This window comes from Burkholderia catarinensis, from assembly GCF_001883705.2.
In the GTDB taxonomy this organism is placed as follows: domain Bacteria; phylum Pseudomonadota; class Gammaproteobacteria; order Burkholderiales; family Burkholderiaceae; genus Burkholderia; species Burkholderia catarinensis.
Genome location: NZ_MDEQ02000012.1, coordinates 138,657 through 164,097, shown reverse-complemented (window position 1 = coordinate 164,097; position 25,441 = coordinate 138,657). Strand labels below are relative to the sequence as shown.

Annotated in this window: 25 protein-coding genes and 2 tRNA genes; 13 read left to right on the top strand and 14 right to left on the bottom strand. The window is 61.4% G+C overall.

The window, feature by feature from the left end:
• Positions 1 to 91: 91 nt before the first annotated feature.
• A complete protein-coding gene (locus BFF94_RS20715) occupies positions 92 to 1,186 on the top strand; it encodes a tyrosine-type recombinase/integrase (RefSeq protein ID WP_128843367.1) in 1,095 nt (364 codons plus the stop codon).
• Between the two features lie 10 nt (positions 1,187 to 1,196).
• On the opposite strand, the gene BFF94_RS20710 is transcribed toward BFF94_RS20715, so the two are convergent.
• Together BFF94_RS20710 and BFF94_RS20705 are read right to left on the bottom strand one after the other, a co-directional pair.
• Positions 1,197 to 1,273, bottom strand: a tRNA-Arg gene (locus BFF94_RS20710).
• A 169-nt stretch (positions 1,274 to 1,442) separates the two neighbouring features.
• The gene (locus tag BFF94_RS20705; protein ID WP_128843368.1) at positions 1,443 to 2,273 is read right to left on the bottom strand and encodes an undecaprenyl-diphosphate phosphatase; all 831 of its coding nucleotides are present in this window, start codon (positions 2,271 to 2,273) and stop codon (positions 1,443 to 1,445) included.
• Between the two features lie 480 nt (positions 2,274 to 2,753).
• Between BFF94_RS20705 and BFF94_RS20700 the strand changes: the two genes are divergently transcribed.
• The 5 genes from BFF94_RS20700 (at position 2,754) to BFF94_RS20680 (ending at position 8,285) form a co-directional block, all read left to right on the top strand.
• Entirely contained in the window at positions 2,754 to 3,665 is a 912-nt protein-coding gene (locus BFF94_RS20700; protein WP_128843369.1) for an aldose epimerase family protein, read from the top strand.
• A gap of 131 nt (positions 3,666 to 3,796) precedes the next feature.
• Complete coding sequence (locus BFF94_RS20695; RefSeq protein ID WP_128843370.1) at positions 3,797 to 4,498, top strand: peptidoglycan DD-metalloendopeptidase family protein; 702 nt, start codon at positions 3,797 to 3,799, stop codon at positions 4,496 to 4,498.
• Positions 4,499 to 4,866: 368 nt separating this feature from the next.
• Entirely contained in the window at positions 4,867 to 6,486 is a 1,620-nt protein-coding gene (locus BFF94_RS20690; protein ID WP_219139755.1) for an acyl-CoA synthetase, read from the top strand.
• A gap of 73 nt (positions 6,487 to 6,559) precedes the next feature.
• Complete coding sequence (locus BFF94_RS20685; protein ID WP_128843371.1) at positions 6,560 to 6,883, top strand: DUF2288 domain-containing protein; 324 nt, start codon at positions 6,560 to 6,562, stop codon at positions 6,881 to 6,883.
• Positions 6,884 to 6,893: 10 nt separating this feature from the next.
• On the top strand, positions 6,894 to 8,285 hold the full coding sequence (locus BFF94_RS20680; RefSeq protein WP_128843372.1) for an MATE family efflux transporter: 1,392 nt from the start codon (positions 6,894 to 6,896) through the stop codon (positions 8,283 to 8,285).
• A gap of 19 nt (positions 8,286 to 8,304) precedes the next feature.
• On the opposite strand, the gene BFF94_RS20675 is transcribed toward BFF94_RS20680, so the two are convergent.
• Positions 8,305 to 8,481: a hypothetical protein gene (locus BFF94_RS20675; protein WP_164497735.1), complete on the bottom strand. Its 177-nt coding sequence runs from the start codon at positions 8,479 to 8,481 to the stop codon at positions 8,305 to 8,307.
• Positions 8,482 to 8,617: 136 nt separating this feature from the next.
• On the opposite strand from BFF94_RS20675, the gene BFF94_RS20670 reads away from it, so the two are divergent.
• A complete protein-coding gene (locus BFF94_RS20670) occupies positions 8,618 to 8,788 on the top strand; it encodes a hypothetical protein (RefSeq protein ID WP_164497736.1) in 171 nt (56 codons plus the stop codon).
• Positions 8,789 to 8,989: 201 nt separating this feature from the next.
• On the opposite strand, the gene BFF94_RS20665 is transcribed toward BFF94_RS20670, so the two are convergent.
• Positions 8,990 to 9,796: a GNAT family N-acetyltransferase gene (locus BFF94_RS20665; RefSeq protein ID WP_128843373.1), complete on the bottom strand. Its 807-nt coding sequence runs from the start codon at positions 9,794 to 9,796 to the stop codon at positions 8,990 to 8,992.
• 170 nt (positions 9,797 to 9,966) lie between these two features.
• Positions 9,967 to 10,428, bottom strand: coding sequence for a phosphohistidine phosphatase SixA (gene sixA, locus BFF94_RS20660; RefSeq protein WP_128843374.1), 462 nt, complete (start codon positions 10,426 to 10,428; stop codon positions 9,967 to 9,969).
• Positions 10,429 to 10,588: 160 nt separating this feature from the next.
• Here sixA and BFF94_RS20655 point away from each other — a divergent pair.
• The 3 genes from BFF94_RS20655 to BFF94_RS20645 all read left to right on the top strand — a co-directional run bounded on the left by BFF94_RS20655 (position 10,589) and on the right by BFF94_RS20645 (position 11,799).
• Positions 10,589 to 10,665, top strand: a tRNA-Pro gene (locus BFF94_RS20655).
• 202 nt (positions 10,666 to 10,867) lie between these two features.
• Positions 10,868 to 11,224 (top strand): hypothetical protein, encoded by a 357-nt coding sequence (locus tag BFF94_RS20650; RefSeq protein WP_128843375.1) that lies wholly within the window; start codon positions 10,868 to 10,870, stop codon positions 11,222 to 11,224.
• A 149-nt stretch (positions 11,225 to 11,373) separates the two neighbouring features.
• A complete protein-coding gene (locus BFF94_RS20645) occupies positions 11,374 to 11,799 on the top strand; it encodes a hypothetical protein (protein ID WP_128843376.1) in 426 nt (141 codons plus the stop codon).
• Positions 11,800 to 12,406: 607 nt separating this feature from the next.
• Here BFF94_RS20645 and BFF94_RS20640 read toward each other — a convergent pair.
• The 6 genes from BFF94_RS20640 to BFF94_RS20615 are packed head-to-tail and all read right to left on the bottom strand — an operon-like array spanning position 12,407 to position 19,572.
• Positions 12,407 to 12,871, bottom strand: a complete 465-nt coding sequence (locus tag BFF94_RS20640; RefSeq protein WP_128843377.1) for a hypothetical protein — start codon at positions 12,869 to 12,871, stop codon at positions 12,407 to 12,409.
• Positions 12,872 to 12,883: 12 nt separating this feature from the next.
• Positions 12,884 to 14,017: a hypothetical protein gene (locus tag BFF94_RS20635; protein WP_201260392.1), complete on the bottom strand. Its 1,134-nt coding sequence runs from the start codon at positions 14,015 to 14,017 to the stop codon at positions 12,884 to 12,886.
• 15 nt (positions 14,018 to 14,032) lie between these two features.
• Positions 14,033 to 14,944 carry an ankyrin repeat domain-containing protein gene (locus BFF94_RS20630; RefSeq protein WP_246637376.1) on the bottom strand — a complete coding sequence of 304 codons (912 nt, stop codon included), beginning with the start codon at positions 14,942 to 14,944 and terminating at the stop codon, positions 14,033 to 14,035.
• A 37-nt stretch (positions 14,945 to 14,981) separates the two neighbouring features.
• A complete protein-coding gene (locus tag BFF94_RS20625; protein WP_246637375.1) occupies positions 14,982 to 16,172 on the bottom strand; it encodes a Tle-like phospholipase domain-containing protein in 1,191 nt (396 codons plus the stop codon).
• The gene (locus tag BFF94_RS20620) at positions 16,157 to 17,449 is read right to left on the bottom strand and encodes a DUF2169 family type VI secretion system accessory protein (RefSeq protein WP_128843378.1); all 1,293 of its coding nucleotides are present in this window, start codon (positions 17,447 to 17,449) and stop codon (positions 16,157 to 16,159) included. Before BFF94_RS20620 ends, BFF94_RS20625 begins: the two co-directional genes overlap by 16 nt.
• Positions 17,450 to 17,460: 11 nt before the next feature.
• Positions 17,461 to 19,572: a type VI secretion system Vgr family protein gene (locus BFF94_RS20615; protein WP_128843379.1), complete on the bottom strand. Its 2,112-nt coding sequence runs from the start codon at positions 19,570 to 19,572 to the stop codon at positions 17,461 to 17,463.
• Between the two features lie 140 nt (positions 19,573 to 19,712).
• Between BFF94_RS20615 and tssF the strand changes: the two genes are divergently transcribed.
• On the top strand, positions 19,713 to 21,593 hold the full coding sequence (tssF, locus tag BFF94_RS20610; RefSeq protein WP_128843380.1) for a type VI secretion system baseplate subunit TssF: 1,881 nt from the start codon (positions 19,713 to 19,715) through the stop codon (positions 21,591 to 21,593).
• Position 21,594: 1 nt separating this feature from the next.
• On the opposite strand, the gene BFF94_RS20605 is transcribed toward tssF, so the two are convergent.
• The 3 genes from BFF94_RS20605 to gstA form a co-directional block, all read right to left on the bottom strand.
• On the bottom strand, positions 21,595 to 22,164 hold the full coding sequence (locus BFF94_RS20605) for a hypothetical protein (RefSeq protein ID WP_128843381.1): 570 nt from the start codon (positions 22,162 to 22,164) through the stop codon (positions 21,595 to 21,597).
• 17 nt (positions 22,165 to 22,181) lie between these two features.
• Positions 22,182 to 22,598 (bottom strand): DUF3592 domain-containing protein, encoded by a 417-nt coding sequence (locus BFF94_RS20600; protein ID WP_246637374.1) that lies wholly within the window; start codon positions 22,596 to 22,598, stop codon positions 22,182 to 22,184.
• A 517-nt stretch (positions 22,599 to 23,115) separates the two neighbouring features.
• A complete protein-coding gene (gstA, locus tag BFF94_RS20595) occupies positions 23,116 to 23,760 on the bottom strand; it encodes a glutathione transferase GstA (RefSeq protein WP_128843382.1) in 645 nt (214 codons plus the stop codon).
• Between the two features lie 96 nt (positions 23,761 to 23,856).
• Here gstA and BFF94_RS20590 point away from each other — a divergent pair, with 96 nt between their 5' ends.
• Together BFF94_RS20590 and BFF94_RS20585 are read left to right on the top strand one after the other, a co-directional pair.
• The gene (locus BFF94_RS20590; protein WP_128843395.1) at positions 23,857 to 24,711 is read left to right on the top strand and encodes a LysR family transcriptional regulator; all 855 of its coding nucleotides are present in this window, start codon (positions 23,857 to 23,859) and stop codon (positions 24,709 to 24,711) included.
• Between the two features lie 295 nt (positions 24,712 to 25,006).
• Positions 25,007 to 25,441, top strand: a complete 435-nt coding sequence (locus tag BFF94_RS20585) for a hypothetical protein (protein ID WP_128843383.1) — start codon at positions 25,007 to 25,009, stop codon at positions 25,439 to 25,441.

Genomic DNA, 25,441 nt, shown 5'->3' with positions numbered 1-25,441 from the left:
TCTGGCGCGTGTGGCCGTCTCGACTTGCCGACCTCTCAGAAAAGCGCAACAATCTGACCCGGCTGTCGTTGCGGGTCGGCGAGGAAGATAAATGTCAATCCGCAAAGATAAAAAATCCGGCATCTGGCATCTCGACGTCAGCGCGCCAGGCGGTGAAAGAATTAGACGATCTACTGAAACAACTGAAAGGCGGGCTGCGCAGGAATACCACGACCGGCTAAAGGCGGAACTCTGGCGTCAGGAAAAACTTGGAGAGGCGCCTCCAAAGCTGTTCGAGGAAGCGATCGTCCGGTTTCTCCTTCTCTGCCAGGGACAGAGGGACTTGGCGGGAAAGATCCGACATACTGAGTATTGGCGTGATCAGTTTGCCGGCAGGGCCGTACGATCGCTGACAGCCGACGACATATTCAATGCGATCCCTACGCATCGGATTGTCGACGGGAAACCGGCGAAGGCGCTTGCGCCAGGGACGCGCAATCGATACGTCAACACGATCCGGCGCTTGCTGAATCTGTGCCTTGAATGGGGATGGATCGACCGCGTGCCGAAGCTCCAGCGGTTCGAGGAGCCCGATGTGCGGGTGCGCTGGGAGTCGCCGGCGGTCATCATTTCGATGATCAACGCGTTGCGCTTGCCATGGATGCGTGACGCGGCGATTGTGGCCGTGGCGACTGGGATGCGTGAATCGGAGCTGTTTGGTATGCGTGTCTCGCAGCTTGATCTCGAGCAATGCAATGCGTGGATCACGCATGAGGGCGCGAAATCGAAGCGCGCACGATCGGTGCCGCTGAATGAGGACGCAATGAGCGTTCTCGCACGGCGGGCCCAGGCGGCGACGGATCTCATTTTTACGCGCGGGTACACGCGCGGGAATGGGCCGGCGAAGCTGATCGGGCAGATCGACAAGCGAGATTTCGCGCGGGCGTGCAAGACGGCCGGTATGGTGGATTTCAACTGGCACGATCTGCGTCACACCTGGGCAAGCTGGCATGTGCAGCGTGGGACACCGCTGATGGTGTTGAAGGAGCTGGGCGGTTGGGAGACGGTCGCCATGGTACAGAAGTACGCGCACCTCGCGCCGAGCCATCTGGCGCAGCACGCCGGCAACGTCAAGTTTCTGTCAATGTCGGCGGAACGACAACCAAAAGTGGCGCTGACAGAAACGGCGCAAAGCCTTGCTGCATAAGTGTTTTGACTGGCCCGCCCTACACGATTCGAACGTGTGACCTACGGCTTAGAAGGCCGTTGCTCTATCCAACTGAGCTAAGGGCGGTCGAGGAGAAAAGACACGACCCTGCACGGACCGCATTTGACACAAGGCTACGAGCGACAGCAAAACCACCGAACTCGAGGCCCCGAAACAAAACGGGCCCGGCATGGAGCCGAGCCCGAAATTATACCCGATCATCGCGTCACATCACGCGAGAGCGGCCGCCGCGGCCTCAAACCGGTTGCGGATGCAGCATGAACCAGCCGAGGCAGCACACGCCGGCGATCACGCAATACACGCCGAACGACGCAAGCCGGCCGCGCCCTTCGAAATAGCGCATCAGGAACCGCACGCTCAGGTACGCGGCAATCGCCGTCAGCACGCCGCCGAGCAGCGCATCGGCGAGCTGGTCGCGCGCGTGGAACAGCTTCGGCAGTTCGAGCACGCCCGCCGCGAAGATGATCGGCGTGCCGAGCAGGAACGAGAATTCCGCCGCCTTCTCCGCCGTCAGCCCCGCCGCATTGCCGGCGATCATCGTCAGCCCGCTGCGCGAGAAGCCCGGAATCAGCGCGCCGATCTGCGCGAGGCCCACGAAGAACGCCTGCTTGAACGTCATCTTCTCGGGCGGCTGATGCGCGCGGCTGCGCTGGATGCGATCGCCGAGCCACAGCAGCACGCCGTTCACGATCAGCGCAATCGCGACGATCCGCAGGTCATGAAACACGCGTTCGATGCGCTTCTCGAGCAGCAGCCCGACGATGCCGGTCGGGATCGTGCCGATGATGAGCGCCCACATCAGGTGCCCGTCGTCATTCTTGCGGCCGCCGAGCTGCGCGAAGAAGCCGCCGATCAGCGCGACCCAGCGCGCGCGGAAGTACCACAGCAGCGCCAGCGCGGTGCCAAGGTGCAGCGCGACGAGGAACGGCAGCAGTTGCGGCGCGTGCTTGTCGATGTGCATGCCGAACAGCGCCGGCACGAGCAGCGTATGGCCAAGGCTGCTGACGGGGAAGAGTTCGGTGACGCCCTGCAGGACGCTCAGGAATACCAGAAACCAGAGACTCACGCGTCGGTCCTTTTAGTGAAAATTAAGCGGGAAGAAAAGCGGACGACGCGATGCGCGTCCGAAAAAAACGCGCCCTGATTATGCCGAGCCCGGATTACCGCGCCAAGGCATTTGGCCGGATATTGCGGTAATGCACACAAACACTTGCAACTTGTAAGCATGCAGAAAGCAAAAAGCCCGCCATTTGCATGGCGGGCTTTTCGACTTCGGCAGGAATTGCCGTCAGCGGCCGAGCTGATAGAAAAATAATACCGTGCTGCCGGTGAACATGCCGAACAGTGCGAGACCCATTGCCATTGCCAGATCCATGGCCCCCTCCACGAAGTGTCATGACCCGGCAACATCACCGGTTTAGAGGCATTATCCAGACCGTTGACAGTCTTAAAAACTCGCAATTTCCCCAGAAGGGTTTTCCCCAACCGGCCGCGGCCCGATAATGGAGCGCGCCGTGCCCCGTCCACCCGCCCAACCCGATTCGCCATGCCGATCTTCCAGCAACACGACATTCACGAACTTCACGCCGGCCCGTCGCTCGTCCGGGTCGCCCCGCAATTCGGCGGCCGCCTGCTGTCATGGGACGTCGACGGCGAACCGGTCATTTTCTGGCCGGAAACGGCCGACTGGAGCAACCTCGCGCGCGTGCGCGGCGGCAACCCGCTGCTGTTCCCGTTCCTCGGCCGCCACCGCGTCGACGGCGAACTCGGCCGCTGGCGCGACGCCGCCGGCGTGGTCCGCGACCTGCCGATGCACGGCTTCGCGCGCGACCTGCCGTTCGCCGCGCAACCGTCGGCCGATGGCGCCGCGCTGTCGATGACGCTCGACGCGACCGATGCGCTGCACGCGAGCTACCCGTTCGATTTCCGGTTCGAAACGACCTATCGGCTGGTCGACACGCACACGCTCGAAGTCGCGCTCACGACGATCAATCGCGGCGACACGCCGCTGCCCTACTACGCCGGCCACCACTTCTATTTCGCGTTGCCGCACGGCGAGCGCGCCGCCACCACGCTCGAGCTGCCGCCCACGCATCGTTGCGCGCAGCGCGCGGACGGTTCGATCAGCACGCCCGAACCCGGCGAAGCCCGTTACCGCCTCGACAATCCGGACATCCTCGACCGCTTCCACTGCCTCGACGGCGGGCCGTCCGCGCCGGTGCGCATCGTGATGCCCGGCCGCCGCCGCACGATCGAGATCGCGCTCGACGTGCCGGGCTCGATTCCGTGGTACGCGGTCACAACCTGGACCGAAAAGCCGGAGTCGGACTTCTATTGCGTCGAGCCGTGGCTCGGCCTGCCGGATGCGATCCACAACGGCCTCGGGCTGCGCATGCTCGCGCCGGGCGCGACCGAAACGGCCACGCTGCGGATTCGCGTCCTCCCGCTCGCCGGCTGATACGCGGCACGCCGAACCGGCGCGCGACGGCGCCGGCAACGGCCCAAACTGCGGTGTGCGGGTCGAACCCGTTAAAATCGGACGTTTTGTGTTGCCTGCCGCGTCACGAGCGGCAGGGTTTGCGAGGTTCAATGTTCGGAACAACAACGAAGCGACTCTTTGCAGCCGCCTGCGCCGCCCTGCTCGTCGCGTGCGGCTCCGCGCCCGTCGGCCCCGGGTTCTACCGCGTCGAGCGTGGCGACACGCTCTACAAGATCGCGCGCGACAACCGCACGTCGGTACAAAACATCGTGCGCTGGAACCAGATGACCAACCCCGACGCGATCGAAGTCGGCCAGGTGCTGCGCGTCGCGCCGACGCCCGGCACGGCAACCGCATCGACGCCGTCGACCACCGGCACCGGCAGTGCGGGCCGCGCGCGCCCCGCGCCTTCCGCACCGGTCGAATCGGCAGTCAAGCCGGCCACGAGCATCGCGCTGATCTGGCCGGCAGCCGGCAACGTGGTTCGTACGTTCGACGGCTCGAAATCGAAGGGCATCGACATCGCAAACTCGCCGGGCACGCCGGTGGTTGCGGCTGCGCCGGGCGTCGTGGTCTATGCGGGCAACGGGTTGCGCGGCTACGGCAACCTGATCATCCTCAAGCACAACGCCGACTACCTGACCGCCTACGCGCACAACCGCGCACTGCTGGTGAAGGAAGGCCAGTCGGTCACGCAGGGGCAGTCGATCGCCGAGATGGGCAACAGCGACAGCGATCGTATCGCGCTGCATTTCGAATTGCGCTACGGCGGCCGGTCGATCGACCCGTCACGCTACCTGCCGGCGCGCTGAGCGCCCGACAGTCGACACGCGATGCCAGCACGCATCGCGTGCCGTCGCGGCGAAAATCGGGAAAAGTCGAGTCAGCGCTTGCGCAGACGTCCGGTGAAACGGCCGGACAACGGATCGACGTGACGAGCAAACGCTACCAGCACGCCGATTCCGATCAGGCTGAACCCCGCAGCTATCAGAAGCAAATCCATGGTCACATCACTGTTTTGTCGTGATCTTATGCGTCATTGTGGAATCGTGCACTGAGCCGTGGCTATTGGACGAGTCCGAATAATCCCTATCATCAGATGCCATTGTGGATTCGTCTACGTGAAACCCTGATGTAATCCGATCGCCCGACACCTGCTCGCCACCCAGGAGACAACGCGATGCTGCCCGCCGCCGACCGCTACGACGACCTGCTCTCCCGCTTCGCGTGGGACGTTCCGGCGCGCTACAACATCGGCGTGGACGTTTGCGACAAATGGGCCGACGGCAGCGGACGCCTCGCGCTGATCCACGAAACAGCGCAAGGCGACGTTTTCCGCATCACGTTCGACGACCTGAAGAATGCTTCTAACCGGCTCGCGAACAGCTTTGCGCGTGCCGGCCTGCGACGCGGCGACCGGATCGGCATCTTTCTCGCGCAGGGCCCCGAAACGGCCGTGGCGCACCTTGCCGCGTACAAGCTCGGCGCGATCGCGGTGCCGCTCTTCACGCTGTTCGGCGTCGATGCGCTCGAATTCCGGCTGGCGAACAGCGAGGCGGCTGCGCTCGTCACGGACGCGGCCGGCTACGCGAAAATCGCGCCGCTGAGCGCGCAATTGCCGGCACTGCATACCGTCTACTGCATTGGCGACGATGCGCCCGACGTGCCGGGCGTGCTGCGCTACGATGCGGCGCTCGCCGCCGAAACACCGGACTTCGTACCGGCCGATACGGCCGCCGACGATCCGGCGGTAATCATCTACACGTCCGGCACGACAGGCAAACCGAAAGGCGCGCTGCACGCCCATCGCGTGCTGCTGGGCCATCTGCCGGGCGTCGAGATGTCGCAGCAATGCTTCCCGCGCGACGCACGACTGTTCTGGACGCCCGCCGACTGGGCATGGATCGGCGGCCTGCTCGACGTGCTGTTGCCGTCATGGCACCACGGCGTGCCCGTGCTCGCCCGCCGCTTCGAGAAGTTCGACGGCGACGCGGCGTTCGCGCTGATGGCACGGCACGGCGTCACCCACGCGTTCCTGCCGCCCACCGCGCTGAAGCTGATGCGCGCCGTCCCGGCACCGCGCGAACGCTACGCGCTGTCGCTGCAATCGGTCGCGAGCGGCGGCGAATCGCTCGGCACCGAGCTGACGGCCTGGGGACGCGACGCGCTCGGCGTGACGATCAACGAGTTCTACGGGCAAACCGAGTGCAACATGGTGCTGTCGTCGTGCGCGGCGCTGTTCGACGCGCAGCCGGGCGCGATCGGCAAGGCGGTGCCCGGTCATGCGGTCGCGATCGTCGACGCGGACGGCACGCCGCTGCCGCCAGGCGTCGAAGGACGCATCGCGGTGCGCCGCCCCGACCCGGTGATGTTCATCGAATACTGGCGCAACCCCGACGCGACGCGCGACAAGTTCGCGGGCGACTACCTGCTCACCGGCGATACGGGCACGATCGACGCCGACGGCTTCGTGCGCTTCGTCGGCCGCGACGACGACGTGATCACGAGCGCCGGCTACCGGATCGGCCCGGGCCCGATCGAGGACTGCCTGCTCACGCATCCGGCAGTGCGGATGGCGGCCGTCGTCGGCGTGCCCGACGCGACGCGCACCGAGATCGTCAAGGCGTTCGTCGTGCTGAACCCCGGCCACGTCGGCGACGAGTCGCTCGTCCGCGCGCTGCAGGCGCACGTACGCACGCGGCTCGCCGCGCACGAGTATCCGCGCGCGATCGCGTTCGTCGACAGCCTGCCGATGACCGCGACCGGCAAGATCGTGCGCCGCGCGCTGCGCGACGCGTGAGCTGCACGCCGCCCGCTCGGCCCGCCCGGCCGGATGGTTTATAGTGGCGCCACGCAGTCTTTCCAAGAAACCGATGTCCTCTGAACACCACTCCGCCGCGGGCGCGTCGCACAGCCCGCTCTACACCAAACTCCTCGGCGAGACCGCCAAGATCGACTGGTGCGATCTCGAACGCTTCTTTGCGCAGGGCAAGCTGCTGTCCGTCGCGCGCGACCTCGATCTCGTCAGCGTCGCGGAAGCGGTCGCCGGCGACGATGCCGAACAGGTCACGCGCTGGCTGTCGGCCGGCCTCGTCGCACGCATGCCGGCCGAGACCGCCGCCGACTACGCGGCGCGCAATCCGGAGCTGTGGGCAGTCGTCGTATCGCCGTGGGTCTGCGTGCAGGAACGCGCCTGACGCGTCCGCCATGTCCGAATCCGCGTTACCGCACGGGGCCGGCACCGGCTCGGCCACCCATTCGGCCATCATCACGCACCGGCGCGTCCTCGCGCTCGCCTTCCCGATCGTCCTTGCGAACCTGACCCAGCCGATCCTCGGCGCCGTCGACACAGCCGTCGCCGGCCACCTCGACGGCGCGCAGTATCTCGGCGGCGTCGCGCTCGGCGGGTTGTTCTTCAATTTCGTGTTCTGGGGTTTCGGCTTCCTGCGGATGGGGACAACCGGCCTCGTCGCGCAGGCGCACGGCGCCGGCGACGCCGCCGGGATCCGCCTGAACCTGCTGCGCGCGCTGATCGTCGCATTCGCGCTCGGCGCCGCGGTGCTTGCGCTGCAGGTGCCGCTGCTGTCGTTCGCGCAGGCCGCGCTCGGCGGCAGCGATGCCGTCCGCGCGACGGCGCTCGCGTACAGCCACGCGCGGATCTGGAGCGCACCGTTCGCGCTCGCGAATTACGTCGTGCTCGGCTACCTGCTCGGCGTGCAGCGCGTCCGGCTTGCACTCGTCGCGCAGGTGTTTATCAATGCGGTGAACATCGGCGCCGTGCTGCTCTACGTGTATGGCTTCGGCTGGGGCATCGCCGGCATCGGCGCCGCGACCGCCACGGCAGACGCATGCGGCTTCGCGCTCGGCGCGTGGATGCTGTGGCGGCTGAGGCCGCGCGGCCTCGCGCCGATCGTCGCGCGCGCGCTCGCCGACCGCGTCGCGCTCAAGCGGCTGATCGTGCTCAATCGGGACATCTTCCTGCGCACGCTGTGCCTGCTCGGCGCATTCGGCTGGTTCGCACACCTCGGCGCGAAACAGGGCGATGCGACACTCGCGGCGAACGCGCTGCTGCTGAATTTCCAGACCTTCATGGCGTACGGCCTCGACGGCTTCGCGCACGCGGCCGAGGCGCTCGTCGGCGCGGCGGCCGGCGCACGCGATCGCCGCGCATTCCGGCAGGCCGTGCGCGTCACGCTGTTGTGGTCGGCGCTCGGCGCGCTGCTGTTCACGCTCGTTTACTGGGCGGCCGGCGGCTGGATCGTTGCGCGCCTGACCGACCAGGCCGAGATCCGCGAAGTCGCGCTGCGCTACCTGCCGTGGGCCGCCATTTCGCCGATCGTGTCGGTCTGGGGCTTCCTGCTCGACGGCGTATTCATCGGCGCCACGCAAACGCAATCGCTGATGCGCGCGATGGTCGTATCGTTCTCGATCTTCATCGTGGCCACGCTCGCCGCCGTCGGCATGTTCGGCAATCACGGGCTCTGGTTCGCGCTGCTGCTGTTCATGGCCGCGCGCGGCGCGACGCTTGCGCGCTACCTGCCGGGACTGTTGCGGCGCATTGGCGCCGACGCGCACGCCGCACCCGCGGCCCGCGCCTGACGGCTGGCCGGGCCGGCCGTTACTGCGTGGGCTTCGGCGCCGGTGCGTCGAGCATCGACGGCGGCGTCATGTCGGTCGGCACGCCACGATAGTCGGCCGGATCTTCCGGCGGGTGGCCGCGGCGCGCCTGGCGAGGATCGCTGGTGCAGGCGGCAAGGAGGGATGCGGCCAGCACGGCCAGCATGAAACGGGTCATCGGGTAGGGCTCCGGAAAACGGCGCGCCCATCGCGCGCCGGGACCGCGCCGAGTCTAGCGGAAATCCGGTTTCAGGGTCGCGCCGCACATGTCCTACTATGTACGCATGGCGCTGTGCCGAGGAAAGGAGGCTGCCATGTCGTCTGAGGAAATTGCGGGCCTGATCGGCCTGTTCATCGGTCTGATGGTGCTTGCCGCGCTGTCGTTCTTCGAGTCGCGCGAATACAAGCGCAACCATGGCGGCGAAGGGATGGTCCACCACTGGATGGCCGAACACCACCTGCTCGACTGGCGGCGCAAGCACTGACGCGCCGCCCGGCAGTCCGGCCCGCCCCCGGGCCGTTCGCGCGTGCCATCCCGCGGCACGGTGGCGCTTGCGCATCGCTGAAATTAACAGGGTCCCATACGCACACGTTGGCCGGATACACAAACGCCGTCGCGTGACAGCAGTCGCGCGACGGCGTTCGCTTGCGCGCGCCCCGCACGGGCGCGACGCGGTTCGGACGGCTCAGCCCAGGAAGTGGCGGGCGTAGCGTGCGTTGATGTCGGACAGACGGAACAGCGTCAGAAAATCGGCGCAGTTGAAGTCGGGATCCCAGGCCGGCGCACCGCAGATCTTCGCGCCGAGACGCAGGTAGCCCTTGATCAGTGGCGGCGGCGCCACGACGGTGCCCGTCTGCAGTTCGTCGACCGGCAGTGCCGTGTGCGGGAATGCGCGATACTCGGGCGCCGTCAGCGAGCCTGCCGACAGCGACTGGTACAGGTTCGCCGCATAGTGGCCGCCGTCGGCCATCGACACGCTCGCGCAGCCGAGCATCGTCTCGTAGCCGTTCTGCATCATGTACGCGCCGAGGCCGCCCCACAGCGCCATGATGACGGCGCCGCTGCGGTAGTCGCTGTGCACGCACGAACGGCCGACCTCGACCATCTTGCCGCGCAGGTGCGTGAGGCGCGACAGGTCGAATTCGCCTTCGGCGTACAGGCGGCCGACCCGCGCCGCCTGGTGCGGCGGCAGCACGCGATACGTGCCGACGACCTTCAGCGTATCGAGATCGCGAACCAGCAGGTGGTCGCAGTACGCATCGAACGGATCGACGTCGAGACCGGAGGGGCCGCTGACCTGCGCACCCATCTCTTCGGCGAACACGCTGTAACGCAGGCGCTGGGCTTCGCGCAATTCGTCTTCCGTGCGCGCCCACGCGGCGCGCAGGCGGTACTCCGATGTGACGGTTTCAGCAGCGCGCGGCAGGTGGCGCCGCGACGTCTCGAGGGGCAGCGAGGCAAAAGGGAGCGTAGGCGTCGGCAGTTCTCGCATTAGGCTTTCCTGATCGTAAGGAATAAGACGACATGCCCGCCAATGTAGTAATCGGCCGTGACCGTTATGTGGCACGACCGTGTCCTTTCAATGACGTGTCGCCGAATTGACTTTAGCAGAAAGCTTGCGAAACCGTATGATGAATCCCCTTTAACCCCTTCAGGCCGGCCTCACACGAGTTCGGGCGTCAATACCGCCCGCAGCACGGCCTGCCGGCTGCCGTCGCGCGTGCGGCTCGCGAGCCACACGATTCCGCCCTTCTTGACGCTCCAGCTGTCGTCGCTGCCGGTGATCAGTTGCGCGGCGACGCTGCCGAGTGTCGGCTGGTGCCCGACGACCACGACCGTCGGTGCGATGCCTTCCGGCCAGCCGGCCGCCTCCAGCACGTCGTCGACGCTGCCGCCCGGCGCGAGCGCGTCGACAGTCCGGTACTGGTCGGTCAGCGCCTCGACGGTCTGCACGGTGCGGGCCGCCGGGCTCGCGAGGATCACGGCGCTCGTCTCGAGCCGGCCACGCAGCCATTTCGCCATCGCCTGTGCGTCCTTGCGGCCACGCGCGGTCAACTGGCGTGCGAGATCGCTCGTCGCGTAGTCCTCGGCTTCGGCGTGGCGCCACAGGATCAGGTTCATCATGATGTTCTCCTTGCTTCGGCGAGCGGCCCCCGCACATGCGTCCGGGTCGGCCGATTACCGTGCGAATTGTCGCAAATCGCGGCCGGTTCGCCGCCGCGGCATTTACCTGCATATCGCGATTGACCGAACCAGTCATTCAACGATACAATCTTTGGCTCGTCGGAGCGTAGCGCAGCCTGGTAGCGCATCTGATTTGGGATCAGAGGGTCGTAGGTTCGAATCCTATCGCTCCGACCAAAGGAATCAAGGGGTTACAGGGATTTTTCCCTGTAACCCTTTTTTCTTTTTTGCATCCATGTAACCAAATTCGATCTGCATGTATCAATGCAGATCCATGCCAAAGCGGCGTCCTATCCGCCTCGTCCGGATTGCGGCGATCGTTCGGTACGCTATCTGACGGGGCGATCCGGCGTGCTATCTCGCCTACATCGACAAAAGCATGGGCTCGACGATCCAGGTAGAGCAGATCATTGGGCGCGCACTTCGCCAATACGGCGCGACGCGCTATGACAATGCCCTGCTGAATTCGGCGCATTTTTTCCTGCGCGTCGACGACCAAAGTGTGTTCAGCGACAAGATTGGCTTGGTCAAGAAAAAGCTTCAAAGCGAAGGCGCGCCGATCGAGATCGTGAGCAACTTCGGCGGAGCCGGTTCGGGCGCGATCGATCTACGCCCGAAAGACAACGTCAGCGCCCCGCTCTGCCATGTCACGTTGAAGCCGATGTCGCCACGAAGCACATCGCCAAGCTTGTCGCGCAGTTCACGACGTTCGCCAAAGGCGGTGTCGACGCGATAGCTGAAGCTCACGGCGCGAGCCAGCTTGTCGACCTCAAGAACCTCGGCGGCGAATTCAATCCGATTGCTTGGATTGCCCGGGGCAATACCAATCCCGTTCGCCTGCGCTGGTTGTTTAACAACGCTCTGCGCCGGCGATCCGGACGCGCCTTGGCGGCAACGAACGTCACCACCTCAAAATTTGACGTGCGCGTGCAAACGCATAGCAATGCGCACAAATATGTCGAATGGTTCGCCGACGAAGTCGTGAAGAGCTACTTCCATCATGCCGAACTGGTGTATGCCAGCGAGGATCCGTTTCATTTCGGCACGATGAGAGTGCCCAAAGGGGCAACGGCCTTCTCCAACGGACTGTATGAGCGATACCACGGCTTCAACAAATTTGAAAAATCGTTTGCTGACGCAATCGACTCGTCTGGCCATCTGTGGCATCGCAATCCGAGCGCCGGTGGCTTCTCAATCCCATTCGACACGGCGTGCTTTTATCCGGACTTCATCGTCTGGAAAAACGGCATGGTCTACTGCCTCGACACCAAGGGCGGTCATCTTTTGAGCGATGCCGTCGCTCGCAAGTAGTTCGACATTCAGGAGGACGGCAATACGAAGGTCCGGGTCCGATTCATCACCGAGGGAACCCAAAGTGAACTACGCGGCAAGGTAACCAAAGGCGGCTTCACGGTTTGGAAGATGAAGTCGGGCTCCCCGGCCGCAATTCAAGTCGACAACCTTGGCGACGCGCTGACTGAGTGTTTGAAGTAGCCATCTTGCTTAATCAAACAACCTCTATCAGGTGTCGGCAAGGAGAAAAAATAGCGACATGAAGTCTTGACGCACCTGCACGCGACGGATGATGTCCTAGCTTATATGCTGGGCCGTCTTTGGCAGCTCGCTTGTCAAGCGAGTAGGATACAAGGCCCGTACGCGACTCGGCGCGGCCATTTCCTGATCCGCTTGGGCACAAGGCATGATGTCAGCGCTTATAGAGTTCAGCACGGATCATGTGAATCATGCCCGCGATCGCCGATCGTAGACATGATCTATCTGGATCTATACTGCACCGGCAGTATCAGCTCGGCAGACGTCTGTTTGCCTACCACGTCCGGGGTACCAGTTCGACAATGCGGTTAATCACCTAAAAGAGCTCCGCTGTGGCGTGTCGAATTCTCCGAGCTGGAATTGCATATCACTCCTCTTCGGCCAAGCCACTCAAGTCTACCGGCTTAGGATTCACCTGTGCATCCACAGCACGCTGTAGTGTTCCCGGCCTTTTACGAAGCGCGTATGCTCGCATCACTGACAGCGGCGCAAACTCCAGCCCCTCGATTGGTGTATGCCCAACAATAACCGGGGTATTGAAATTTATATTCTTCTCGTCATCCAAGGGTAATACCCATTTTCCGCCATAGCTTTCCCTGACAACCTCGCCAAGGAAGCGAGCGAATGTAACAACGAGTCCCGATACATAGTCCTTGTCCTTCCCACTAGACAAAAGATTGAATAATTTCTCCAACTTCGGCAGGTCATCTAACTCAACAGCCAACTTAATTCCATGCCCCTTCGCCTCATCGGACAACCAATCCAGCTGATCATCCATTATCATCACGAAGTCATCAAACGCCTCTTCGGCTGCCTTTCTATCAAATGCCATCTCATATTCCTTTTATGGAATTTTTGGACCAATATGTGCGTCCACACCGGCCTTCTCTAGAGCGTCAAGATACGGCTTCGACGCCCCTTGCTCAAGGATGTGCTCGACCTGCCAGCCTTGCTTGACAAGTTCACCATCCTTCTGAATTGCCAAGATGTTTTCCTTGGTCAAGCTTACAGGACCTGTTTTAAGTTGTCCGGCATACATTTCGTCTGCCTTCAGAATATCAATCTGACGATTTGTAAGAGGTGTCTTGAGCGTTCCTTCCGAAGCGTCCATGGCGTCACGGTATGCAGACTCACGCGCAGCACCAAATTGATAGTTGCGCATATTCGTGTCGTATTGTTTGCTCCAAGCCTCATAGTCCTTCTTTCCCCCTCTTGCCTTGTATCTTTCCCACCTTGATGCTTTATGTTCGGGCGTACCGGGCTTCAGCTCAGCCTTGGCAGGCTTGAGCACTTTAGCGCCATCCCCCGCCGAACCTCCGGCACCGACACCATCAGTTGCGCCCGTTGCCTTGCCAACGACTGTAGGAGCATCAGCTGCCTTGGCCCCCTCTGCGATAGTCCCTTCAGTCTGAAGCACTTTCCCCGTGGCTGCGGCAGTCTTACTGAATTCAGCTCCTTCAGCAGCACCCACCTTACCTAAGGTGGCTACACCTTTTATCCCGCCCTTGACTATCCCGGCTCCCCCGGCGGCAAGCGACACCGCTGTCACAATTTTGTCGCCGCCGGCTTGGGCTGCATTACTCATCTTGAACTTGGGTAGCTCGATAGAGCCGGCGCTTGCCTTAACCTCCTGTGCCGCTTGCGTCAATGCTTCGGCAGACTGCGTTTGCCCAAACACACTTTGCATGGCCGCAGCCTGCTCCATTTGCCCTGCGGTTTGGAGCGTACTACCTTTGATCAGCAACTCGCCAATATCTGACGGTATGTTGGCGATCCCTTTGACCGCCCCTTTCGTCGCCTCCCATGGGTGATCTGCAGCCTCACTAAGCTCGTGCTTTGTGTTGCCCCACCATTTGGAGAGCCAACCCTCCTCCTCCGGTGTTTCCGCCTTCACGGGCGGATTGGCTGACGACGCAGGAGTATTCGACATGGCCGCCTGACCGTACAGTCTGCCGACAGTATTGCCCTTATCACCCACGATGCGCTCCCCGACTTATTTTTGGCTCATTTGCTCTCGGACCTTCGCCGGCGGGTCTGGCGGAAATTTCGCCCCCTTTTCAATCATCAGCGTGCGCAGGTGCTCGAATTTTTCTAGCAATTTATGCCCTTCCGGCGTAGTGCCCGGGCTCGGCTGCGCCTGAGTCGTCACGACCGGCTTACCGCCTTGATCGAGCGTGACGGCAGTTGTGCTCACAGACTTGCCATTCGGCTGAAGGTGATCAATCTCCCATTGCACCGAATAGGCCACGCTCACACCGTTGGTCGTATGTGCATTCACGTCCGCCCCGTGCTCAACCAAATAGATGGCAAGATCGGGCTTCGATACATCAATGGCCTTATCCAGAGCGGCACTGCCGATAGAGTCTCGAAGATTGACGTTTGCCCCGTGCTCCACAAGCAAACGTACATGCTCCGGCGCCTTCTCACCTTCCAGCGCGCGTTGAAGCAACGTGGTGCCGTCCGCATCCTGGAAGTTCGGCGACAGCCCACCCTCCAGCATTGCCTGTAGAACGTGCGGATCATCGTTCGTCAACGCGACATGGAGCGCACTTCCAAGACCTTCCACTACCTGCTTGTCCGGTTCAGCACCATGCGCGACCAGCTCACGAATAGCGTCGTAGTTCTTCTGCAGGATCGCGTACCAAAGCAACGTCATATCGTCGCGTCCCGCCGCATTGACGTTGAGGCCGGTGAGCGATTCCTTCAGCCGTGCGGTGTCGCGATCATTGATCGCCTTTGCTGCATTCAGGTACGGCCCCTCGAAGAACTTGCCAGGAGAATTTGCGCTCATGTTGCATCCAGTGGTGACGAGTGCCAGTACGACGAAAGATGCGCCGGCCAGCTGGCGCCATGACTTTTGGCCGAAACGCACGAGTCGTTGCAGAGAAATGGTTGTATCCGTCATCGCGTTGACGATCGACTATCTGAAAGCACGGTTGGGTTCACCCTCCAATTTCCTTGAGGATCGTTGTCTGGTCTTCCGTCTTTTGCTGCTCAATTCCGTCAATCACCTTGTCCATACCGTGCTTCGCGATCGAGCCGCCTTGGCCCGGCAAGATATGCGGCTCGCCCACTGCTGTAGGCATAAGCCCATGACTCTTTTCCTGAGACGCTGTCAGGACCTCTCCTTCAACGCGATATGCCTGAATGTCCGAGGTGACCGGCATCCCGCCGTAACGAGCAACCGTCGCGGGATTGAGACCGGCCGAGTTAAACGTAGTCGCGGCAATCCCGCTCGTTCGCGACGCAGCCGAGGCCATCCCGCCGCCCAGCGAGTGCCCGACAATATTGACGTCAGCCCCGCTCTTCGCGAGCGCCTTGCCAATCGATACAGCACGGCTGTAATACGCTGAGTCTTTGTTCATGCCCTGCATGAGGTTGTTTTTCCAATCGGACAGTTTGTACTTATCCGTGCCCTGAAACACCACCTGGGGCTTGAAATCGCTCCCGAACACGTCCTTGTCCGGTTCATACACCTGCGCACGGAAGTTCGTTCCTGGAATAGAAAAATCGCCAGATTTCAGTTTGTACTGCGCAAGTTTCGCCGGATCGCCACTGACGTTGTTCCAGCCTTCCGGTGTATCAAGCTTGGGGTTATAAACGTTTTGCGCCAACTTGGCCTGCTCAACCACGGAATTGTTCTTCTCGAAGCGATCCGCAGCGGCCTGCAACTTGTCACGCTCAGCGCCCGGCGGCAAAGAACCAGCCTTCTCCCGCGCCTCGGCAATTTGGGCCTTCCGACCTCGCCAACGTGCAGCCTTCGCGTCCTTTCCGACGTAATTACCGTTCATCCAGAACTGGTCGCTGTGGCGCACAACCATCTTGCTTTCAACCCGGACGGTCTTGCTATGGTCGATCGGCCAGCATTTGGCACCAACGGTTCCGCTTTCGATGCCATGCGCCACACCGGCCTGATCGCCAATCGTATCCGGCGCGAAACTCGAATCGAACCGAACGATCGGATTCCCGTTTGCAAACACCGTCTTCGAGGTCATCTGGCTATCGCCAAGGCTCGCCGTGACAGGATAAGGTACGGGCGGTGTGCTGCTTCCCATGGGGGTTTTGCACACGTCGGGCATCATCGACACGATGGTCCACTGGCCATCCTTGCGGGCCATTACGTTGTCTGCCACGTGTCCTCCGGTTCGCTCGTTGTTTCCAGGGCCGACATTCGCAGCAGGGGCGCATGCCGATCGAGTTCGAAACGTGCCTCACACACGCGTACTGCTGGCTGCAACGGGAAAACCGCTCGCCACGTCACCGATACATGCATTTCCTCGGTGTCGATCAAAAGCGTGTCGAGCTTCATCTCGAGTGGCACGATTTCCCCGCTCTTGAAGCGAAGCGCCACAAGCGCACGATGTCCGGGAAGCCGCGCACGCAGAAATCCTGTGCGCGTATGCTCCGGCAACGCGAGATTGGCAAGCTCGAAGGCTGGCCCGGGTGCAGGCCACGCAATCTGTTGGTCTGCCGGCGCGCCATTCCAGTAATGGAAGTCGTGATCGACGGGGTGATACGGCCACCTCGTCTCTCTCCACGTTTCATCGTAAGTCCCGGCGAACTGAAGGCGCGGCGTCCAGGCGCGGCCAACAACGCCCAAACCAACAGGCGTCGCCGCGTATCCAGCCGCGACCTCTTTCATCTGCTTGGTGTCCAGCGCTGACGCCGAGTGCTCGACGACGTCGAGGCCAGCAACCGGAATGTCCCACGCTTCGACCTGTGGCGCGGGGATTTCGGCAATTTTCGGCAACGATCCAAGCGCCCATGCAGCGCAAGGTGAGGCCACAACGGATTTGTGCGTCGCTCGGTCAAGAAAGCGCTTCTCTACCCATCCACGTCCGAGAGGGTTAGTGAAACAGACCTCGTTCAGCTCAAGTTCCGCACTCGCTCCCGTTGCACCCGGCGCAAGGGCGACGCGACTCGTGCCGCCGTACGCCTGCTCCCAGCGTACCGGAATAGCCGTCGCCGGTTGAGGATCGCCGAGCTTCCACGCACGCCAGCCTTTGGTGAATGAGCGCGGCCCCGTCACCCGAAGCCCTTTGTCGACGACCATATTGCCGTCGTCAAAAACTCTCAGGCGAACGGGCCACGAAGCGGCTGGAGTGCCATGCGGCGCGTAAGCCGTCGCGCGAACCAGAACGTCGCACTTCGGCTTGAACGGCGCGAGATCGCTTTCCCATTTCACGCTGCTTGTGCCTGTTTCGGCTTCGTATTCGTCGGCCATCGCCAATGGAACGGCGTTGTCGCCGCTCAGCAGCACGCAGCGATGCGTATCACCGGCAGAGTCATGTGATTGCGTCGGCTCCAGCCGGTACACCGCCTTGAGCGCAACCACGTGAATCTCGTTGCCGGGCACGTCGACGGCGTTGAACGCCATCGCGTGCAGCGGCGTAAGGTTACGAAACTCCATCGTCGTCGTGCTCAGTTCAAGTCGACGGTCTTGCCGTCCACTTTCACGGCATCCGAACCGAGAATGTCGATGTCCGTGCCGCTGATCGTAATGTGCCCACTGCTTTCGAGAACGATCGATGCTTTGCCGGTTCGCAACTCAATGCGATCGCCAGCCGTCACCGTGTAGGTCTTACCCACCATCGTGGTTTTCGACAGGCCGACCTCTTCGGCACTCGCAAGGCCGGCTGCCGTGTTGATCGCTCCGGCAACCGTGACCGTATATGCACCGCCGACCGTCAAGGCTTTTGCAAGCCCGACCGTTTCTGTGGACGTCAATGCGATCAAGAGGTTTTCCATTCCTTCGATCGTCTCGTTCCGGTTGCCGCCTACCGTCAGCGTCTCGTTGTTTCCGACGGTTTCTGTCCGATCCACGCCGATATGGATGGTCTCGTTGTTGTCGACCGTCTCGGTTCGGTCGTGGCCGACATGCACCGTTTCGTCATGGTCGATGTTCTTGCTGCGATCGTTGCCGACCCAGTGCGACTCATCGTGCTCGACTTCGATGCGCTGATCCTTCTCGGCATGCAGCCAAACCTCTTCCGCGCCCTTCTTGTCCTCGAAGCGAATAGCATTGGCGGTGTTAACGTTACCGGTCTTGGTTGAACGCGTCAGAATCCCGCTCTGTGTCGCGTTGGCCGGCAGTTCCCAAGGGGGCATGTTCTGCGAGTTATAGACGCGCGATGTCACTAGGGGACGGTCTGGATTTCCGTCAAGAAAACTTACGACTACTTCGTCCCCGATTCGCGGAATCTGAACCATCCCGAATCCGCTCCCCGCCCACGGCTGACTCACGCGCACCCAGCATGAACTGCCTTGATCGCGCTTGCCGAGGCGATCCCAGTGAAACTGGACCTTCACGCGGCCGAGGCTATCGGTATAAATCTCCTCGCCCTTCGGGCCAACGACGATCGCCGTCTGCGGCCCGACGATCGTCGGACGCTCGCCCTCGAACGCCGGACGGTACGGAATTTTCTTGCGAATGCACGTAAAGCTACATGAGTACGCCGAACTTCCCTCGCCGGGCTCATAGTTGTTCGTACCAGTATGAGAGACCGTCAACAACAGGAACTGCCGGTCTTCCTGTTTGGTACTCGCATGATCGTAATGGTCATCGAGCTCGAAGTAACGGCACGGCATCATCCGCCGACTGGTTGTCACCCCGGAGAACGTCTTGCTGTGCGCGGCGAGCGCCTCTGTCCGGAAGCGCGTGAGCTCCTCACCCCGGTCGCTATCGGCAAAGCCATGTTCCCCAAGATAGTCGTAGATTTCGTAGGAAGGCACCTCGCCTTGGTTGACCTCTGTCCCGCCCGAAGCGAATCGCCGTGCCTGGGGGATCTTGTAGTCGAAGGTCTTCAATCCAACCGTGCCAGGGGCAAGATGACGTTGCGCCTGAAACGACGTTACGACGGCCAGATTATCGAGCGGCTCGTCCTGGTTGTACTGCAGCGACGGACTACGTCCGTCGATCGGCTTGGCCGTCACCGAGTTATCCGCGATGATCAGCTTGTGCCCGTCCTTCGCATGCTCGAAGTAGTAGAACAGGCCATCCTCTCGCATCAGCCGTTCGACAAATGCAAGATCCGTCTCTCGGTACTGCGTGCAATAGCTGCGATTCTTCGTTCCCTTCGACAGACGGAACTCGAACGACGCGAGCTTGCCATACTCCCGGAATACGCGTGAGAGGATCGCCTCGGTATTCTCTTCCTGGAAGATGCGGATGTCTTGTCGACGAGAGAGCATCCAGAGCCACGGCAGAATCGTTGCGCTATACATCGCAAAACTGCCATCAGTATCGAGATGCGAGAACGCTGCAACATATCCGTGGAAATAGCGCTCTTCGGAACTGGCGAGCGCATCGGTCAATTGCAAGGTAATCGTAACCGGTTGACCAATCAGCTTTTTCAGTTCGATGTTCTTATCTTGAGACGCGAGTCGAACATGGGTCTCGAAATTCTGAGATAACCCCTCGGTACAATGGAAATCGACGAGCACCAAATCCGATCGACCTTTCAATGGCGTTTCGATCGTAAATAGACGATTGCTCTGGAGCTGGAAGAAGCTCGCAATTTCTGACATTTGCATATGTAGCCTCGGAATCTCTCAGCGGAGGGGCAGTTTTTGTCGGCGAAGCCATTCTAATATGGCTGTGCGTCGTTTGAGCCAGATCTCGACTCTGGAAAAACAGGGCCGGAATATTGTGGATTTTTGAATATTCGTAGCGAATGGACCATCTGCTGTCACATTACGAACGCGAAGTTGGGATACTGGTCCGCCATCTGGCGGAATTTGCTCGGCGCTTTCCCAAGATCGCGGCTCGCCTCGGCATTGCCGGCGCTCATGTGGAGGACCTGCATGTCGATCGCATGATGCAGACGTTCGCACTACTGGCTGCACGTATTGACGCGAAACTCGACGACGACTATCCGCAATTCACCGAAGCCCTTCTCGAAGTTGCGTATCCGCAGTACCTGCGCACCATTCCGTCATGTGCGCTCGCCTCGTTCGATCCGTCGATCATGTTTGGCCAGCTGACCGAGCCGATGACCATCGCACGCGGCACGATGCTTGGCGCCAACGCGGCGCCCTGCCGGTTCCGTACCGTGTACGACGTCACGTTGTCGCCATTGCGCGTTCATGCGGCCCGCTATTCACCCGCGACGCTCGCGCCTGCAGCGGCACGCATCTCCGCAGAAGTAACCGGCATCATTTCGATTAGCTTTGCGAGCGAAGCTGCATCACAGATCTTCGACGGCACGATCCCGTCCGAGCCTGTTCGCTTACACCTGGCCGGAGATAGGCCGCTGGTCGTCGCACTTACCGATGCGCTGCTGCTTCGGGCGTCGAGCGCGTATGTAGAAGTGGACGACTGCGGACGCTGGATCAGCTTGTCGAAAGTCCCCGTCGAAGCAGTTGGCTTTGGCAACGACGAGCATCTATTGCCCGACGAAGAGCCAACAAGCTCACAGTCTTTCCAGAGTCTGATCGAGTATTTCGCCTATCCGGAAAAATTCGATTTCGTCGACGTTGACCTGGGTCGAATCCGCCGCGCTGCACGCGCCGCCGGAGCGCGGCGCCTAACGCTCCACGTTGCTGTGCGAGGTACGCCCCACGAATCTGCCTCTGCTCAAATTCTGGCAACGCTAGGCACAAGCGCGCTCCGGCTATTCTGTACCCCCGTCGTCAATCTGTTCGAGCGCGCGGCAACCCCGATCCAGCTAACCAGCAGCGACGCCGCCTATCCCATCGTCCCGATCCCGTTGGCGACCGGCGTCCCCCTCGGCGTCTATTCGATCAAGGGCGTGTACCTGGGCGATCGTACGGAATCGGAGAAGGACAAGGTGCCCGCTGTCGAGCGCCCGACGTCCAGAACTCGGGTATTACCATATAGGGCGTTTAGTCACACTCAGCCGCAGGACGCTTCCACCGTGTATTGGGTCGTCGGCCGAGATCCGGAAGCTGCGCCAAGCGCTGCGCTTACAACACCATTACTGACGTTGCTTAACTTAAACGGCCATACAGCAAATCCGCGACATCCACAGGTCGACGTCGACGTACTAGCGACAAACGGAGAACTGCCGTCGCGCTTGCCGATCGGTGCGCCGGATAGCGATCTTCTGTACGAAGGCTCGGCACTTGCATGCCCCATTACCCTTCTTTCACGACCAACCTTGCCGGCATCCCTGCCGCGTGGCCACGGGGCTCTATGGCGCGTCCTGTCGGCCTTGGCACCCCACCCGCTCGATTTGACACGATCCGGATTGCCGGCCTTGAAGGATTTTCTCCGTCAGCATGCCCCACGATCCAGCGTAGTGGCTCAACGTTGCATCGACGCTATCGTGGGCCTCGACTACAAGCCGGCAATCAGGTGGATGTCCCTCGACAGTCAATTTCCCTCATTCGTCCGGGGCGTTGAAATCCTGCTGTCATTTACCGAATCAGCAACAAGAGACGTGAGCCTGTATCGATTCGCCACCGTCATAGACCAGTTCTTCGGCCCGTACGCTCAGTCAAACAGCTACATTCAACTCGTCGTTCTATCAGCTGAAACCGGCAGCGAACTCCTACGCAGTCCTCCCCACCCTGGGACGCAACCCCTGATATAGGTCAATGGACATATCCGGCAAGAATTCCCGCCCCTCCCCCGAAACCCATGCCGTTGGCATTCAGGCCGGCATTGACGCCGACCATGATCAGGAGCGCTTTCGCCCGTCGTATCACCCATTCGAACATAAATGGATTGACCGCGATCTGGCTCAAAGCGAGTGAAAGCAAAGCCGGATTGATGCCAAGCAACATCACCGATCCACCGCCACCACCCAGAATGATTTCCGCGCTTCCGTCCAGATAGACGGCACCGCCCTGCAAGTCGGATCGCTCGAGCTCCGTTCCCGAAAAAGCCGACGTCATGTAGATCCAGCCGGTACTGGGGAATGCCTCCGCCGAACCGCTTCCGCTGATAGCCTTGCTGTTGATTGCGAATTTCGGCAGCCGGACCTTGGGGATTTTGACACCGAAACCCAAACCTACACCTAGGCCACCGTACCAGAAGCGCTGAAACTGACCAGAGGGATTCTTCAACAAAATCTCACCTCCCGAGCCCATGACGAGTTCAATGCTCGCGCCAAAGGTCGAGCCGGTCTGGTACTCCCATTGACTACGTCGCAAAAAAGACATGGACTTATCCCAGAAGGTCAGGGCCGAGGGAAACTGAAGAAACCACCTAACACCGCACTAACACCAAAGAAACCCAGGAAGATGGGTACGGTCCAGATCGCCAAAAATCGATCCAAAGTTGCAGACGTCTTGGGCGAAGACGCAAGATAGCGCACCTGCACCGCGTCACCGACTTTCATGCCGAACACGAGACCGCCTTGAGCGTATGACACATGCTCGCCGGTGGACGTCACGAATGCAATTTCCGGATGACTACCGCCGGCATTTAACGCAATGACCTGTCCATTCGCGACCTCAGCTTCCTTAAGAAAGGAGCGCGTATCAACGATCGAATAGACCATGCCTGCGAGTAAGGCCACACCAAGCAGGCAAAAAAACACTGCTTTTATTGTATCGGCTGACTTCGTCATATTCGTGTATTCGCCTCGATTCATGGCAGACGGCCACCTATCGGTAGGCCAATTTTACAGTCTGAGTTTATCGGAACACCCAATCGTCGTGCCCGACAAAAATAACCTTGTGCTCTCTCTCGTTATGTCCGCGACCGCAAATTCATGATCCCGCACTCGATCGCGACCGCGCCCATGATGCCAAAAGCGATCGTCGAATCCCAAATTTCTGCAAAGAAGTTCATCGTTGCACTGCCGTCAGGATCATCGGCCTGGTATCGCACTTCAACCCGCTGGCGAAGTGACCCGCGGCGGAATTTTGTGACCAATCAGGCAGTGGCGTCGATATTATCGGAATCCAGCCAGGCTCGACGGACCGTGGCTGGAGTGTAGTGGCCCAATGAATCCGGACACTGATTTAGGCGCGAATGGTCGCCATGAAGAGGTGTCTGATGAGCAAGCAGCGACGTACGTTTTCCCCTGAGTTCAGATTGAAGGCGGCCACGCACGCTTCCGTCCTGCAAGCAAAACCCACTCGCGATCGAAAGGAAAACACCGCCCGCTAACGCTCCAGCAGCGAATGCGGAGGGCCTTCCACGTCGAGCACTTCGCGAACCGTCGGCCGCGCCATGACCCGATCGAAGAAACCCGTCAGATTGGGCCATTGCGCAATATCGAGCGATAGCCGCCGCGCCCAGGTCAGCATGGTGAACAGATACGCATCGGGCGCCGAGAACCGGTCGCCCAGCAAGAAATCGCGCCCCGCAAGCATCTGGTCGACATACGCCAGCCGCGGCGACACGCGAGCCCGGGTCTCGCCCTGACCGAATTCGGTCTTCGACAGAAAATTCGCGGCCACGCCACCGTGGCGCTCCGGCGTAATGAAATTCTTGTGCAACTCGGTGGCGATAAAAACCAGCCACGACAACGCGTGATAACGCTCGCGCGTGCCGACTGCCGGCAGCAATCCCCGCTCCGGAACCTGATCGGCGATGTACTGCAGAATCACCGCCCCCTCCGTCAGCAAATCGCCATCGTCCAGCCGAAGCGCGGGGACATAAGACTTGGCATTGATGTGCCGGTAGTCTCCTCCCGACCATTCATGCCCGACAAGATCGACCCGTTCGAGGCCAAACGGAAGTTCAGCCTCGCGAAGCAAAATATGCGACGCCTGGGAACTGGCGCCGGCAGCGTAGAACAACAACATCGACGTTCTCCGGAATTAGGTTGGAGACAAGATTAACGTCCCGATATCGTTGCGAAAATGCGTGAACGTGAAAGCCAGGCGTGCAAAAATGCACATATGTTCGACTGGCAAGACATGCGCTATTTTCTCGTCGCCGCGCGCCTCGGCTCGTTGACGGCCGCTGCGCGAGAACTCGGCATCGACCATGCGACCGTCGGACGGCGCATTGCCCGACTGGAACAGGCGGTCGGCCTGAAGCTCATCGACCGGCTGCCCCGCTCGACACGGCTGACGGAACATGGCGTCGCGCTTGCCGAAGCGGCTGCAACCATGCAGGAAAGCGCCGACACCGCAGTCCGCCACCTTCGCGGGATCGATCAGGGACCTGCGGGAAACGTCACGGTCAGCGCCTTGCCGGCACTCGCCATGTTGATCATCACCCCGAGCCTGCCGGCACTGATCGCCCGGCATCCCGGCATCCGCATGACCCTTTCGGCCACGTCTTCGCTGGCCTCGCTCGAACAAGGCGACGCCGACATCGCCATCGGCTTTGTCAGGCCGAGCCTGCCGGGGCGGGTCGTGCGGCGGATCGGTGCGGTGAAATTCGGTTTCTACGCAACGGCATGCCATGCCGAGCGCTCACCGGAAAACTGGTCCTTCATCGGATTCGAAGCGTCGCTACGCGATATCCCTCAACAACGCTGGCTGACGCAGGCCGCTACCGGACGCGTGATTGCGCTGCGATCGAACGACGTTCGGACACAAGCCGAAGCGGCACAACAGGGCGTCGGAATCGCACTGCTCCCGTCCTTCGTCGCGCACGCCGGCACGCGCCTCGTTCGCATCGACGCCCTGCCGCAGTTGCCGAGCCGGCCGCTCTGGATGTCGGTCCATGCCGACGTGCGCCGCTCGCCGGCGGTGCGCGCCGTCATGGATCACCTCATCGCGATCCTGAGCAATCTGCACGATTGATGCATCGTCTGCGGATCGGAATCCGCGACGACAAGCGAAGAGGTACGGACTGTCGGCCGAACGGCCCGGTTACAGGCACCGGGAAACGTATTGGACGTCGCGAAAAGCAGGTGAAACAACTGTTCGAATCTTTGCTTTCGTTCCAGCCCCGACACCGCGAAACGAGTCAAATCCTTCAGCTCGCCGTCTTGTCGATTTTCGGGCACGGCGCGGCGCCGCCCGGCAGCCGCTCCCGCTCGGAGCGCGCCGCGCGCGGGAACACGCGATAATGCTCGCGAACAACCCGCCTCCGCGCATGAAAAACAACATTCTCAAGACCGCCCTCTGCGCATCGCTGCTCACGCTCGCGACTGCCGGCACCGCATCGGCCAAGGCGCTCGACGACGCGCTCGACTGCCACTCGAACGGCCACAAGTTCGTCGCGCCGCTGCTCGCCGCCGGCGACATCCACCCGGAGCCGATGCACGTCGAATCGAATTCGGTCAACGCATTCCGCACGAGCCGTTCGCTGACCGCATACGGCTTCGGTGTCTACGTCGTACTCGGTTACCAGGCGAACGACCCGATCTTCCGTCCGGGCGACGGCACGCCGATCGGCGACTGGGCCTACGGCGTCGTGGTGCGCGGCACGAAGAGCGCGGTGGAGGAAGCCGTGCGCAAGGCCGGCAGCGACGCGACCGTCAAGCAGGCGTTCCCGTTCCTGACCGCGATCGTCTGCTCGTCGGACTGA